This window comes from Streptomyces sp. NBC_01775, from assembly GCF_035917675.1.
Classification (GTDB): Bacteria; Actinomycetota; Actinomycetes; order Streptomycetales; family Streptomycetaceae; genus Streptomyces.
Genome location: NZ_CP109104.1, coordinates 6545910 through 6559936 on the forward strand (window position 1 = coordinate 6545910; position 14027 = coordinate 6559936).

The following is a 14027-nucleotide window of genomic DNA, read 5'->3' on the forward strand; positions in this document are numbered from 1 at the left end:
AGCCGCGATTACGTCATCTCTACCGAGAGGTAACCCAGCACGTCTCAAGGCAGGCCGGAGGCCGGGTGCGAAGCAGACACGGAGAAGGCGGTCAAATCGCGATCTTACGCCCAGCAGTGGTGGCGGCCGGGCTGGATGCAAACGTTCGTTCGGCTCCTCGTGGCACCCATACGCCTCCCCCGTCACAGCCTGGGCAAACCTGGCAGATCCTGACGGCTTCAATGTGGTGTGAATCACTCTCGATCAGGCATTGTGGGATGACACGTCAACGTTTGGGCGGGATAGACGGTCGGGTACTTGCGTGATCCGGCCCGCCCGTGTGGACTACGGCTCATGCCTCGCGTACACACGGGGCGCAAGCCATATTCGGATACATGATCAGGAGGCAATCCGTGAGCGCGACCGCGGACCACGCGGAGGAGCGGACCAACCCCGCCGCAAGGCTGGGTTTCCAGCCCGGGCAGGTGGTCCAGGAGATCGGCTACGACGACGACGTCGACCAGGAGCTCCGCGAGTCCATTGAGGAAATCACCGGCCAGGAGCTCGTCGACGAGGATTACGGCGATGTGGCCGATGCTGTGGTGCTGTGGTTCCGCGATGAGGACGGCGACCTGACGGACGCGCTGGTGGACGCGACCACGATGATCGACGAAGGCGCCCCCGTCTGGCTGCTGACCCCGAAGACGGGCCGTACCGGCTACGTCGAGCCCAGCGAGATCGGTGAGGCGTCCCAGACCGCGGGGCTCTCCCAGACCAAGAGCTTCAACGCGGCGAAGGACTGGACCGGCAGCCGCCTCGTCACCCCGAAGGGCGCCCCGAACAAGCGCTGAATCCGCGGCCAGTCCCGTTATTCGCCACCTTTGCACCGTTTCCGATCGCTTGTGGCGATCAGGTCCGGTTGTTCCGGTGTGTGCTTCCCGAGCCCCTGACCGGCCCACGGCCGTCAGGGGCTCGGTGCATAGGGTGGGGGGACGCATCTGTCCCGCTCACCGAAGGGAACACCGTCATGGCGATCGAGGCCGGCACCAAGGCCCCGGACATAGAGCTCAAGGACCAGCACGGCCAGACCGTGCGGCTCTCGGACTTCCAGGGCAGCAAGAACGTGGTCCTGCTCTTCTACCCCTTCGCCTTCACCGGTGTGTGCACCGGTGAGCTGTGTGCGCTGCGGGACGAGCTGCCGAAGTTCGTCAATGACGACGTGCAGCTGCTGGCCGTCTCCAACGATTCGCCGTTCTCGCTGCGCGTATTCGCCGAGCAGGAGGGGCTGGAGTATCCGCTCCTGTCCGATTTCTGGCCGCACGGTGAGGCATCCCGTGCCTTCGGCGTCTTCGACGAGGAGAAGGGCTGCGCCGTACGCGGGACCTTCATCATCGACAAGGAGGGTGTCGTGCGCTGGACCGTCGTCAACGGGCTGCCGGACGCGCGCGACCTCGACGACTACGTGAAGGCCCTCGAAAGCCTCTGAAACGCCCCTTCCGGTCCCTTGCAGGGCCCGGGTGCCGCGCACTCGCGAACCGAAAGGCGGAATCCCGTCCCGTAAGAGGGCTGTACCGAGGGGAACCGCTCACTAGGATCGAATCGTTGATCTGACGGCATCCAAATACGGGGGCACGCAGTGCTCCTTACGAACAATTATCCAGGAGGACTCGTGGGAGTCAGCCTCAACAAGGGCGGCAATGTCTCGCTGACCAAGGCGGCGCCGAATCTGACCGCGGTCATCGTCGGTCTGGGCTGGGACGCACGCACGACCACCGGCAGCGACTTCGACCTCGACGCGAGCGCCCTGCTGACGAACACGGAGGGCAAGGTCGCCAACGACCAGAACTTCGTGTTCTTCAACAACCTCAAGAGCCCCGACGGCTCCGTGGAGCACACCGGTGACAACCTCACCGGTGAGGGCGAAGGCGACGACGAGGTCATCAAGGTCAACCTCGCCGGGGTGCCCGCCGATGTGGACAAGATCGTCTTCCCCGTCTCGATCTATGAGGCGGAGAGCCGCCAGCAGAGCTTCGGCCAGGTGCGGAACGCCTACATCCGCGTGATCAACCAGGCCGACAACAACGAGCTGGCGCGCTACGACCTGAGCGAGGACGCCTCCACCGAGACGGCCATGGTCTTCGGCGAGCTGTACCGCCACGGTGCCGAGTGGAAGTTCCGTGCCATCGGCCAGGGCTACGCCTCGGGTCTGCGCGGCATCGCGCAGGACTTCGGCGTCAACGTCTGACCGACCCGGTCAGGCAGACACCGGCAGTCACGGGCGCCGCAGACTTCCGTAACCGGGAGGTGTGCGGCGCTCGGTGGTGCGGACACACTGGAGGCATCACACACCGGGGAGAGGACCAGAACATGAGCGTGACGCTCGCCAAAGGGGGGAACGTCTCCCTTTCGAAGGCCGCACCCAACCTGACGCAGGTCCAGATCGGCCTGGGCTGGAAGGCCCGTTCCACCACTGGCGCCGACTTCGATCTCGACGCGAGCGCGCTGCTGTGCTCGGGCGGGCGGGTGCTCGGCGACGAGTACTTCATCTTCTACAACAACCTCAAGAGCCCCGAGGGCTCCGTCGAGCACACCGGAGACGAGCTCGTCGGCGGCTCCGGCGGGGACGACGAGACGGTGCTGGTGGACCTCTCCCTGGTTCCCGCGCAGGTCGACAAGGTCGTCTTCGCGGTTTCCATCTACGACGCGGAGACGCGACACCAGACCTTCGGCCAGGTCACCGACGCCTACATCCGCGTGATCAACCAGGCTGACGGCGTCGAGCTGGCGCGCTACGACCTCACCGAAGACGCCTCTTCCGAGACTGCGATGATCTTCGGGGAGCTGTACCGCTACAACGCGGAGTGGAAGTTCCGTGCAGTCGGCCAGGGGTACGCGTCGGGGCTGAGAGGCATCGCCCTAGACTTCGGCGTCAATGTCGCCTAGACGCCTCCAACGTCGCAGACGACGCGCCCAGACCCTTCGAACACACTTGTAGACCGGATACCGGATTGGGAAGCCCGTGCTCCTGAAAACCTTTGGCTGGTCCTTCGGCGTTACCGCCGTGGGGCTCGCCGCAGCGGCGTACTTCTGGGGGTGGGAGGCGTTCACCCTCGTGGCGATCCTGTCCGTCCTGGAGATCTCGTTGTCCTTCGACAACGCGGTTGTCAACGCCGGCGTACTGAAGAAGATGAACGCCTTCTGGCAGAAGATCTTCCTCACCATCGGCATTCTGATCGCGGTATTCGGTATGCGGCTGGTCTTCCCAGTCGTCATCGTCGCCATCACGGCCAAGGTGGGACCGATCGAGGCAGTGCAGGTGGCCCTCGACGACCCCAATCGTTATGAGCAGCTTGTCACCGACGCGCATCCCGCCATCGCGGCCTTCGGCGGGCTGTTCCTGCTGATGATCTTCCTCGACTTCATCTTCGACGAGCGCGACCACAAGTGGGTGAGCTGGCTGGAGCGCCCGCTCTCCCGGCTCGGCAAGGTGAACGGGCTCTCGGTCTGCATCGCGCTGATCGTGCTGCTCGTCGCGGCGATGACCATCGCCACCGGGGCCCACCAGCACGGCGGAATGCACGCCGACAAATCGGGCACGGTGATGCTCTCCGGCATCGCGGGGCTGATCACCTATCTGATCGTCGGCGGACTCTCCAGCCATTTCGAGGACAAGCTGGAGGAGGAAGAGGAGCGCGAGCAGGAGGCCGAGGAGGCCGCCGAGCGGGCGGGCAAGCAGCCCTCCGCCGTCGGACTGGCCGGCAAGGCCGCGTTCTTCATGTTCCTCTACCTCGAAGTCCTCGACGCCTCCTTCTCGTTCGACGGGGTCATCGGCGCCTTCGCCGTCACCAACCAGATCTTCTGGATGGCCCTCGGCCTGGGCATCGGCGCGATGTACGTCCGTTCGCTCACCGTCTACCTGGTGCGCCAGGGCACCTTGGACGACTACGTGTATCTGGAGCACGGCGCGCATTACGCGATCGGCGCGCTGGCCGTGATCCTGGTCGTCACTATCAAGTACGAGATCCACGAGGTCATCACCGGAATGGTGGGTGTCCTCCTGATCGCTGCCTCCTTCTGGTCCTCCGTGCGGCGCAATCGCGCCATCGAGGCCGAGGGGGGCTCCGACGGGGACGACAGCGGGGGCGAGGCCGAGGAATCAGAGGTCACCTCACGCGTGTGACCGTCTCCTGAATGAGGAACGCTCCATGCGGGGCGGCTTCGAAACGGCGCGAGCCAACGGCTCCGCCCCGTTCCGGAGCCGCCCCGCCGCGTAGGCAGAGCGTGCACAGAGCACTGAGTGGGGGTGCGGGATGGTCTCCCTGTGGGAGAACTGGCGGCGCGGTGTGGGGATGTCCCGCCGCGGGCCCAAATTCGATACGGTCGGCGGCGCTTCGACGTACGCGGTGGAGCTGACCAAACGGAACGCCGAGCTGTCACTGACCAAACAGGGGGCCGACAGCGGGAGCATGCGGGTCAACCTCTCGTGGCGGATGCGCAGCTCCGACCTGGGCGGCAGGCCACGGCGCAGCGGCTCGCTGCGACACCCGCTCCAGATGCTCAAGCCCCACGTGGTGCAGGCCCACACCCAGGGCGTCGTCAATGTCGACCTCGACCTCGCGTGCATGTACGAGCTGGTGGACGGCAGCAAGGGCGTCGTCCAGCCGCTCGGGAACTTCCTGGGGGACTGGAACGCGCCCCCCTACGTCAAGCTCACCGGTGACGACCGGTTCGGCTCACCCTCCGGCGAGACGCTCTACGTCAACCTCGACCACCGGGACGAGATCAAACGCCTGCTCTTCTTCGTCTACATCTACGACGGCACACCCGCCTTCGACCGTACCCACGCCATCCTCACGCTCTTCCCGAGCAACGGCCCGCGCGTGGAGGTCGGTCTGGACGAGCGGGCCCCGCAGGCGCGCTCGTGCGCCGTGCTGCTGATGGAGAACGTCAAGGGCGAGCTGATGGTGCGCCGTGAGGTCCGCTACGTCTACGGATTCCAGGCCGAGCTGGACCGGCTCTACGGCTGGGGCCTCCAGTGGGGCCGCGGCTACAAGACCAACAAGGTCTGACCCGGCGGCGTGCGGCCGTGCGACGGGCCCCGGCCGCCATGCGGCCGGGGCCCGCGCGCTGTCATCGTTGGGTGAGGAACTGCGGCCCCTGGGGCGGCAGCGTGAACGCCGGGTCCGGCTGGGGATATCCGTAGGCGGGCTGGGGATATCCGTACGCCGGCTGGGTGGCGGGCGGCTGCTGGGGCGGCTGGGGGTAGCCGTAACCGGGCTGCTGCGGGTGCGGGCCCGGGGTCTGGGTGGTCCGCTGGTCCGGCGGTACGAACGGCGGTGGCCCCACGGTCGCCGCCGCGACCCCGGCCGGGTCCGGCTGGGGCTGGGGCGGCGCCGGTGCCGGGTCCGGGCCCGGGGTCGGACCGGGGCCCGGCGCCGGCGCGGGTCCGGGCTCGGGGCCCGGGGGCACCGGCTCGGGTCCGGGGCCGGGCGGAGGCCCTGGCGGGCCGGGAGGCGGCCCGGGCTCCGGCTGGGGCGCGGGGCTCGGATACGGATCCGGTACCGGGTCGGGGTCGGGGAAGCCGGGCTCAGGGGGCGGCTGCGGGACGGTCCCCGAGGGCGGCACCAGACGGAAGTCGTCCGCGCCCGTCGTGTCGGGGCCGGGTACGTGCGCCATGGTCGCGTCCGCGTCCACGCCCGAGTCCACACCCGCGTCCGTGCCGGGGTCGGTGCCGTGCGGGGGCGTCTCCTGGCTGGGTTCGCCCTCGTCGACGGAGATCCCGTACTCGGTGGCCAGCCCGATCAGGCCGGTGTCGTAGCCCTGGCCCAGCGCCCGGAACTTCCAGCCGTCACCCCGCCGGTACAGCTCCCCGCAGACCATCGCGGTCTCGGAGCCCGTCTCCGGCTCGATGTCGAAGGTGGCCAGCAGGCTCCCGTTACCGGCGCCGTCCGCTGCGCCATCCGGGTTGCCGCCCTTTGCGCCCTTGGTGCCGTCCGCACCGCCGGCCGCCGTGCTGTTCGAGCCCGCGGACGCGCTCGCGTCGTGCAGCAGCAGGCGCAGTTCCCGTACGCCGGTGAACGTACCGCCGTCCGCGGACGCGGCCAGCAGGACGCGGTCCACCGACGGGTCCAGCGCTGAGAGATCCGCCTCGATGGTGTCGCGCAGGCCCTCGGGCTCGCGCTTCTTGGCGAGGTGCCGGACCAGCCCCGAGGGGTGGCGCGGCTGGTTGTAGAAGATGAAATCCTCGTCGGACCTGACCTGGCCGTCTGTGCCGAGCAGCAGCGCCGAGGCATCGACATCCGGCACACCGGCACCAGGCGTCCAGCAGAGGACGGCACGCACCGCCGAGGCCTCCAGCTGGATGTTCGATCCCTTCGTCATCGCGTGCGTCATGTACTCATCCTGCCCTTCGTCCGCGGGACTCGACAACGCGGAACCGCCGACGGACGCGGCGGAGGAAGCGAACCGAGAGGTGTACATACAGGGAGAGTGATGTGTGTCCTGTCGTTTTGGAGAACTCTTGACCTCTGCTCATACGTACGATGAGCGCCTGTGCGGGGGACGCACAAAAGTTACAGCGAGACGGGGACCTTCATGCGGCATTTCAGGCATCTGACGCCTGAGCGCCGGAGCGCGCTCTTCCACCGCGAGCCTGCCGGGTTTACGGCCCAGGCACCCGCGAGAACGCTCGCCGTCGCCCTCGGCGCCACCCTCTACAGTCCCGCGACCAGGCCGGAGCTGGCCGAGGACGTGCTGAAACAGTCGGGGCGCGGCGTGGTGTCGATGGTGCTGTGCCTGGAGGATTCGATATCCGACGCGGAGGTCCCGGAGGCCGAGGACAACCTCGTCCACCAGCTCGCCCGCCTGGATGAGCGGCTGGATGAGGCGGAGCGCGACGAGCGGCTGCCGCTGCTGTTCGTGCGGGTCCGCACGGCACGGCAGATCCCCGCGCTGGTCGGCAGGCTGGGCCCCGCCGTGCGGATGCTGTCCGGATTCGTACTGCCGAAGTTCACCGAGGACAGCGGAGCGCTCTTCCTGGAGGCGCTCACCGAGGCCGAGGCGTCCTGCGGGCAGCGGCTGTTCGCGATGCCGGTGCTGGAGTCGCCCGAGCTGCTGCACATCGAGACGCGTACCGAAGCTCTGGCCGGCATCGTCAGGACCGTCGAGAAGTACCGCGACCGGGTCCTCGCGCTGCGCCTGGGCGTCACCGACTTCTGCTCCGCCTACGGGCTGCGCCGCACGCCGGAGATGACCGCGTACGACGTGCAGCTCGTCGCCTCCGTCATCGCGGACGTGGTGAACGTCCTGGGCAGGGCGGATGGCACCGGATTCACCGTGACCGGACCCGTGTGGGAGTATTTCCGGCCACAGGAGCGGATGTTCAAGCCACAGCTGCGGCAGAGTCCCTTCCTGAGCGGGCGCGCCGAGGACGTGCGAACGGCGCTGATCGAGCACGACATGGACGGGCTGCTCCGGGAGATCGAGCTGGACCGGGCCAACGGACTGCTGGGCAAGACCTGCATCCACCCCTCACATGTCGCGCCGGTGCACGCGCTCTCGGTCGTCAGCCACGAGGAGTTCTGCGACGCGACCGATGTGCTGCGCCCCGAGCGCGGTGGAGGCGGAGTGGTGCGCTCCGCGTACACGAACAAGATGAACGAGGTGAAGCCGCACCGTGCGTGGGCCGAACGCACGCTGCTGCGCGGCGAGGTCTTCGGTGTGGCCCGCGAGGGTGTGAGTTTTGTGGAAATGCTGGCGGCGGGAGTCAAGTGAGCGCGGACATACGAGGAGACAGCACCGGCGGCGCGGCGGGTACGAGCGCCGAGGTGGCTGCTGTGGGTGGCGGCGCGCCTGATACGGGCGGCGGCGCGGGCGCTGTGGGTGGTGGCGAGGTGTGGGCCGGGGCCTGGGTGGCCGAGCGGCTCGGTGTGCGCCTGGAGGGCGAGGGGCTGCGGGACCTGCTCGGGCTGGCGCTGCGCCGCAATCCGCGGCGGGCCCACCTGCTGGTCTCCCGCGTCCTCGGCAAGCACGTGCCGGAGAGTCCCGGCCGGATCGTCGGCGCCGGGGTCCGCCTGGGGGAACAGGTGCGCGAGCTGCTGGGCGGCCCCGAGGCGGACCGCTGCGTGGCGCTGGGCTTCGCCGAGACCGCCACGGGGCTCGGACACGGCGTGGCCGACGGCATCGGAGACGTCCCCTGCCTGCACTCCACCCGGCGACGGGTGCCGGGCGTCGACCCGGCGGGCGGCTTCGAGGAGGAGCACAGCCACGCCACCTCGCACCTGCTGCTGCCCGAGGACCCCGGACTGCTGGGCGGGGAGGGCCCGTTGGTGCTGGTCGACGACGAGCTGTCCACCGGCAGGACCGTGCGCAACACCATCGCCGCGCTGCACGCGCACCGGCCGCGCGACCGCTACGTCGTCGCGGCGCTGGTCGACACCCGCGCCCCGGCCGATGTGGCGTCCCTGGAGAAGTTCGCGGCCGACCTGGGCACCCGCGTCCAGGTGGTCGCCCTCGCCTCCGGCCAGGTACGGCTCCCGGACGCCGTGCTGGAGCGGGGCCGGGAACTGGTCGCCGCACACGGCGAAGGCCCGGACGCCGACGCCGTCCCGCACCAGGGGGTCGCCGGGGCTGCCGGGGCCGCGGTACGCCGGGTGGACCTCGGCTGGCCGCAGGGGCTGCCCGACGGCGGACGGCACGGCTTCGGCCCCGAGGAGCGGCAACGGCTGGACACAGCGCTCCCCGGCATGGCCGGACGGGTGCTGACGGAGCTGGAGTCGGCGGGGCTGGGCGTCGCGGGTCAGGACACCGCGGGGCAGGACACCGCGGTGCGTGACTTCGCGGGGGAGGGGCAGGCCACCGGGCGGGGTCCGTCCGCACCGGCCGGTACGGTCCCGGCCGGGACCTCGCCGCCGCGCGTGCTCGTCCTCGGCAACGAGGAGCTGATGTACGCGCCCCTGCGGCTCGCCGCCGAACTGGAGCAGCGCACCCAGGGCGCCGCCGAGATCCGCTTCTCGACCACCACCCGCTCGCCCGTCCTCGCCGTCGACGTCCCCGGCTACGCGATACGCAGCGCGCTGCGTTTCCCCGCGCACGACGCGCACCGTTGTTCGAGCGACGAGGACGACCCCGGTGAGCGCTACGCCTACAACGTCGCGGGGCAGGGCTTCGACGCCGTCGTGGCCGTCGTGGACAGCGAGGGCGACACCACCGAACTGCACGCTCCCGGCGGCCTCCTGGACCAGCTGGCCGGATGTGCCCCGCACGTGCTGCTGGCCGTCATCCCCTCCTACGTCCCCGGGGCTCCGCCCGCCGCGCCGACGCTGCCACGGCCGCGGTCTCGGCCCCTCGCCCGGCCCCTGCGGGGGCCCGCCTTCTCCTCGTACGCGCCCGAGGACGTCGCCTGGCTGCTGCGGGACCTGTCCGGCGTCGAGCTGGAGGCACCCACCGAGGAGCGCGAGGAGGCCATCCAGGCCGGCGGCGCCCACTACGCGGAGTCGCTGCCGGTGGAGTACCAGCCCTCCGAGGAGTATCAGCGGCTCTTCCACAGCGCGCTGGAGGGCTCGGCCGAGCGCATCGCGCGTGCCGTCGGTGCCGTGACGGAGACGGTGCTCGCCGAGCGCGGTCCCCGCCCCGTGCTGGTGTCGCTCGCGCGTGCGGGCACGCCCGTCGGCATCCTGATGCGCCGCTGGGCTCAGCACGCGCACGGGCTCGACCTGCCCCACTACGCCGTCTCGATCGTGCGCGGACGCGGCATCGACACCAACGCGCTGCGTTATCTGGCGGCCCACCACGACCCCGCCGACGTGGTGTTCGTCGATGGCTGGACCGGCAAGGGCGCCATCACGCGGGAGCTGGCCGAGGCGCTCGCCGGGCATCCGGGATTCGACCCGGACCTGGCCGTCCTCGCCGATCCGGGCTCCTGCGTGCGCACCTACGGCACGCGCGAGGACTTCCTCATCCCCTCCGCCTGCCTCAACTCGACGGTCTCCGGGCTCATATCACGCACCGTCCTGCGCCCCGGCCTGATCGGGCCGGACGACTTCCACGGCGCCAAGTTCTACCGCGAGCTGGCCGACAGCGACCTGTCCCGGCACTTCCTGGACACGGTCGCCGCCCGCTTCGAGGCCGCACGGGCCTCCGCAGGGCGGGACGCCACGGCGCTCGCCGGCGCGGACCGGGCGCCCACCTGGGAGGGCTGGCGCGCGGTGGAGCGCATCAGCCAGTCCTACGGCATCGGGGACGTGAACCTGATCAAACCGGGTGTCGGGGAGACCACGCGTGTGCTGCTGCGCCGCGTGCCGTGGCGCGTACTGGCCCAGCGCGGTGCCGGCGCCGACCTCGACCACGTACGGCTGCTGGCCGGGCAGCGCGGGGTGCCCGTCGAGGAGACCGACGACCTGCCCTACACCTGCGTCGGCCTGATCCACCCCCGCTACACGCGCGGTGCCACGGGCGCCGACGGAAGGGCGGCCCGGTGACACACCAGGACGAGGGTCGGGGACATGGCGAGGGACACGTGGGGCAGGACGGGGGCGAGGACGTGCGCGGGGACATGCGCGGGGACGGGGACGCAGGCGGGGACATACGCGGGGACGGGGACGGAAGCGGCGGGGGTCCGCTTCCGCTGATCGCCAGTGACCTGGACAGAACGCTGATCTACTCCGCCGCCGCGCTGGATCTGACAATGCCCGACGCCGAGGCGCCACGGCTGCTGTGCGTCGAGATGTACGAGCACAAGCCGCTCTCCTTCATGACGGAGCGGGCCGCCGCGCTGCTCGCCGAACTCGCGGACCGCACACTCTTCGTGCCCGCCACCACCCGCACCCCCGAGCAGTACCGCCGCGTCAGCCTGCCGGGGCCGGCCCCGCGCTTCGCCGTCTGTGCGAACGGCGGCCACCTGCTGGTCGACGGCGTGAGCGACCCGGAGTGGCAGGCCGTGGTCCGCGAACGGCTGACCGAGTGCGCGCCGCTCGCGGACGTACGCGCACACATGCTGCGTCACGCGCAGGACGCGTGGCTGCGCAAGGAGCGGATCGCGGACGATCTGTTCGTCTACCTCGTCGTCGAGCGCTCGCTGCTGCCCGACACCTGGGTCAAGGAGCTGGCCGACTGGGCGGGCCCGCGCGGCTGGAACGTCTCGCTCCAGGGCCGCAAGATCTACGCCGTGCCGCGCCCGCTCACCAAGAGCGCGGCCGTCGCCGAGGTGGCGCGCCGCACCGGGAGCCCCGCTACCTTCGCGGCCGGGGACTCCCTGCTGGACGCCGACCTGCTGCACGCCGCGGACCGGGGCTGGCGCCCCGCGCACGGCGAACTGGCCGAGAGCGGCTGGGACCCGCGGCATGTGCGGGCACTGACCGAACAGGGGGTCATGGCGGGGGAAGCCATCCTGCGCGCGATGGGCGCGGCGCTGACGTCGGCGGGCGCAGGGGCGCCCGTGGCGTGACGGGGGGCGTCCGCGGTGTGACGAGGGGCGCCCGGCGGCACGCGAGACCGGGTCGCCCGCCCCCACGCGCCTCCTCCGCCGTCAGTCCCGCTGGCCCTCGCTCCCATCCTCGCCGCCGTCGAGCTCCTCGCCTTTGTCGAGCTCCTCGCCTCCGTAGAGCGAGGCCTTGCGCCGCAGTTCGTGGCCCCGTGCGGCGGCCGAGGCGTGCCGTTCGCGTTCGGTCTGGTCGGGGTGCCGGTGCTGCCAGTACGGGTTGTCGTGCGGCAGCGCGCTGCCCACGCGCCCGTACATGCCGAAAATCAGCAGCAGCAGTCCGACGACAAAGCTGAACAGCACGTTCTGGAGGCCGAAAGCCAGCAGGTTGAACCCCGTGTCCAGCAGCGCCAGGTTGGCGAACCCGCTCAGGACGAACAGGGCGCCCAGCGTGATGTTGAGGCTGGAGGCGAAGTTGCCGCCGCGCACCATCCCGTAGAAGAGCAGCATTCCCACCACGACGGACAGCACGCTCAGCGCGCCGTTGGTGTTCAGCCCGGCGACCCGGTCGCCCCCTGTGTCGAGGAACCCGATCTGGTCGACCAGACCCAGGATGCCGAAGCCCGCCAGCCCCGCACCCACCAGCCCCGCGCCGACGCGGTAGATGCGGCTGAGCTTGTGGTGCGCCGGCATGTGTTCGTTGAGGAGCTGCCGTCTCGGCGGTTTCCGCTGCTGAGAGTGCCGACCGGTGTGCGGGTGGATGTGCGAGGGGCGGGGGTGCGACGGGCCGGTGTGCGACGGGTGGCTCACGACCATGATCCGGCCTCCCTCGGGAACGGTTCTGGAGGCGCCCAGCTCTCGCTCTCCAGCATCCGCCCCTGAGCCCAGGACCTCAACCGGGGCCCAGTACGCAGCCTCCTCAGCCCCGGGGTCAGTGCTCCCTGGACCCAGGATTAATGTCCCCCGGCACGCTCGTGGCGGATCTGTTCCACCACGAGCTGCACCGTCTCCTTCACCGCGTCCAGCTCGGTCAGCAGATGCCAGTAATCCGGGTGGCGCCCGGTGAGCGAGGCGACCGCGCGGTCCACCCGCTCCACGGCACTGTCCAGGGGCTGCGCGTGCCGGGGGTCGGGCGTGCTGCGCCCGGCCATCGCCAGGCGCTGCGCGTCGCGGATCGCGAAACGGGTGCGCTCGACCTCCTTGCTGTGGTCGAAGGAGACTTCGTTGAGCCGCTGGAGCCGCTCACCTGCGGCCTTCACCGCCTCGTCCGTCGTGTTGAGCAGGGCTCTGACGGTCGACAGCAGCGCCGTCGCATCCGGCCAGCGCTGCTCCTCGCGCGCTGTGCGGGCCTCCCGCAGCTTCTCGTCGGCCTGCCGCGCCGAGTGCTCCGCCTGCTGAGGCACCTGCTGGAGGTCTTGCCAGCACGCCACGCTGAAGCGTCGCCGCAGCTCGCTGAGCACCGGCTCGACCTGCCCAGCGCGGGTCTGGAGGGCCTGGGTGCGGGTACGGAGGGAGGTGAGGCGTTTGTCGATGTCGGCGGCCTTCTCCGGCAGCCGCTCGGCCTCGCCACGGATCGCCTCGGCCTCCCTGACGACCTTGTCGGCGCGCTGCACCGTCTCCTGAACGCCGTGCGCGCCCGCGCCCTCGTTGAGCTTGGTCAGCTCGGGGGAGAGCCGGGCCAGCCGGGCGGCCAGGTCGTCGGCCTTGAGGCCCTTGCCACGGACCGCGTCCAGCGCGTTGCTGGCCGCGAGGAGGCCCTGCCGGGCCCGCTCCACGGCGGGCGCGAGCCGCGCGAGCTGGTTCTCCGCCTGCGTCAGCACCGGGCCCAGGCTCTCGGCGAACCGGTCCAGCTCCGACTTGACGCGCTCCAGGTCCTGCCGCGCCTTGTCCAGCTCGGAGCGGGCGCGGGCGGCGGCGCCCGTGTCGAGGTCGTCGCGGTCCAGATCGTGGGAGTCCACGGCGGTGATGTAGTCGTGGCTGACGCTGTCGATGCGCGTGCCGAAGTCCGCGAAGCCGGCGACGGCCTGCCGGGCGGCGGGGGAGCTGTCGACGGCGCTGATCGTCTCGATCGAGATGCGCAGGTCGCGCTGAGCGGTGTCCAGCTCGTAGAAGGCGGCGGCGGCGGCGTCCTTCGCGGCTTGCGCGTCGGCCCGCAGATTCTCCGCGCGGCCACTGCCCCAGCCCCAGCGGCGGGTACCGCCGCCGTTCATCGCCGCCACGAAACCCTCTCCCCGTATGCGCCCGTCGATACTCGACCGGTGGTCATTCTCCCACCTGAGGACAACGAACACACGAGCTGGTTAGTTCGCGACCGCTCTCAGGAGCCCCTTTTGGCTTGCACCGCGAGCGGCCAGGCAAGGTACTCTGTCCTCTCACCACGTCAGGGCGCATAGCTCAGCGGTAGAGCGCTTGCCTTACAAGCAAGATGTCACTGGTTCGATCCCAGTTGTGCCCACCAGCCTTAGCGGCACGTCAGGTTGATTGAACGGCCCCCGGAGGGAGCTCCCCCGGGGGCCGTTTCATGATCAGAGTCCACCTCGCCGTTCGTACCGCCCTGGCCGGGGCGTCCGCCCGCCCGGGCTCGTGGTCGATGCGGGCCCGGATGACGACGACGGCCTCCGCGAGGGCGACC

Annotated in this window: 12 protein-coding genes and 1 tRNA gene; 10 read left to right on the forward strand and 3 right to left on the reverse strand. The window is 70.3% G+C overall.

Features of this window, described 5'->3' with window-relative positions:
• The first annotated feature begins 392 nt into the window (after positions 1–392).
• The 6 genes from OHB04_RS29125 to OHB04_RS29150 all read left to right on the forward strand — a co-directional run bounded on the left by OHB04_RS29125 (position 393) and on the right by OHB04_RS29150 (position 5048).
• Positions 393–830: a DUF3052 domain-containing protein gene (locus OHB04_RS29125; protein ID WP_326690604.1), complete on the forward strand. Its 438-nt coding sequence runs from the start codon at positions 393–395 to the stop codon at positions 828–830.
• A gap of 176 nt (positions 831–1006) precedes the next feature.
• A complete protein-coding gene (locus OHB04_RS29130) occupies positions 1007–1465 on the forward strand; it encodes a peroxiredoxin (RefSeq protein WP_326690605.1) in 459 nt (152 codons plus the stop codon).
• 183 nt (positions 1466–1648) lie between these two features.
• Positions 1649–2224: a TerD family protein gene (locus OHB04_RS29135; protein ID WP_326690606.1), complete on the forward strand. Its 576-nt coding sequence runs from the start codon at positions 1649–1651 to the stop codon at positions 2222–2224.
• Between the two features lie 122 nt (positions 2225–2346).
• Entirely contained in the window at positions 2347–2922 is a 576-nt protein-coding gene (locus OHB04_RS29140; protein WP_326690607.1) for a TerD family protein, read from the forward strand.
• Between the two features lie 76 nt (positions 2923–2998).
• Positions 2999–4159: a DUF475 domain-containing protein gene (locus tag OHB04_RS29145; protein ID WP_326690608.1), complete on the forward strand. Its 1161-nt coding sequence runs from the start codon at positions 2999–3001 to the stop codon at positions 4157–4159.
• Between the two features lie 130 nt (positions 4160–4289).
• Positions 4290–5048, forward strand: coding sequence for a TerD family protein (locus OHB04_RS29150; RefSeq protein ID WP_326690609.1), 759 nt, complete (start codon positions 4290–4292; stop codon positions 5046–5048).
• A 61-nt stretch (positions 5049–5109) separates the two neighbouring features.
• Here the strand turns inward: OHB04_RS29150 and OHB04_RS29155 are convergent, their stop codons facing one another.
• On the reverse strand, positions 5110–6372 hold the full coding sequence (locus OHB04_RS29155; protein WP_326690610.1) for a TerD family protein: 1263 nt from the start codon (positions 6370–6372) through the stop codon (positions 5110–5112).
• 201 nt (positions 6373–6573) lie between these two features.
• Between OHB04_RS29155 and OHB04_RS29160 the strand changes: the two genes are divergently transcribed.
• From OHB04_RS29160 to OHB04_RS29170, 3 genes are all read left to right on the forward strand, one after another.
• On the forward strand, positions 6574–7752 hold the full coding sequence (locus OHB04_RS29160; RefSeq protein WP_326690611.1) for an HpcH/HpaI aldolase/citrate lyase family protein: 1179 nt from the start codon (positions 6574–6576) through the stop codon (positions 7750–7752).
• 119 nt (positions 7753–7871) lie between these two features.
• Complete coding sequence (locus OHB04_RS29165; RefSeq protein ID WP_326809546.1) at positions 7872–10457, forward strand: phosphoribosyltransferase; 2586 nt, start codon at positions 7872–7874, stop codon at positions 10455–10457.
• Between the two features lie 206 nt (positions 10458–10663).
• Positions 10664–11422 (forward strand): HAD family hydrolase, encoded by a 759-nt coding sequence (locus OHB04_RS29170; protein WP_326692965.1) that lies wholly within the window; start codon positions 10664–10666, stop codon positions 11420–11422.
• Between the two features lie 81 nt (positions 11423–11503).
• Here OHB04_RS29170 and OHB04_RS29175 read toward each other — a convergent pair whose 3' ends face one another.
• Entirely contained in the window at positions 11504–12211 is a 708-nt protein-coding gene (locus tag OHB04_RS29175) for a DUF4383 domain-containing protein (protein ID WP_442814973.1), read from the reverse strand.
• A 137-nt stretch (positions 12212–12348) separates the two neighbouring features.
• Complete coding sequence (locus tag OHB04_RS29180) at positions 12349–13605, reverse strand: hypothetical protein (protein ID WP_326692967.1); 1257 nt, start codon at positions 13603–13605, stop codon at positions 12349–12351.
• A 173-nt stretch (positions 13606–13778) separates the two neighbouring features.
• Between OHB04_RS29180 and OHB04_RS29185 the strand changes: the two genes are divergently transcribed.
• Positions 13779–13853 (forward strand) — tRNA-Val (locus OHB04_RS29185).
• Positions 13854–14027 lie beyond the last annotated feature (174 nt).

Coding starts and splice junctions, on each gene's coding strand:
- OHB04_RS29130 (WP_326690605.1), top strand. CDS start 1,007: ATGGCGATCGAGGCCGGCACCAAGGCCCCGGACATAGAGCTCAAGGAC.
- OHB04_RS29140 (WP_326690607.1), top strand. CDS start 2,347: ATGAGCGTGACGCTCGCCAAAGGGGGGAACGTCTCCCTTTCGAAGGCC.
- OHB04_RS29150 (WP_326690609.1), top strand. CDS start 4,290: ATGGTCTCCCTGTGGGAGAACTGGCGGCGCGGTGTGGGGATGTCCCGC.
- OHB04_RS29155 (WP_326690610.1), bottom strand. CDS start 6,372: ATGACGCACGCGATGACGAAGGGATCGAACATCCAGCTGGAGGCCTCG.
- OHB04_RS29160 (WP_326690611.1), top strand. CDS start 6,574: ATGCGGCATTTCAGGCATCTGACGCCTGAGCGCCGGAGCGCGCTCTTC.
- OHB04_RS29170 (WP_326692965.1), top strand. CDS start 10,664: ATGCCCGACGCCGAGGCGCCACGGCTGCTGTGCGTCGAGATGTACGAG.
- OHB04_RS29175 (WP_442814973.1), bottom strand. CDS start 12,211: ATGGTCGTGAGCCACCCGTCGCACACCGGCCCGTCGCACCCCCGCCCC.
- OHB04_RS29180 (WP_326692967.1), bottom strand. CDS start 13,605: ATGAACGGCGGCGGTACCCGCCGCTGGGGCTGGGGCAGTGGCCGCGCG.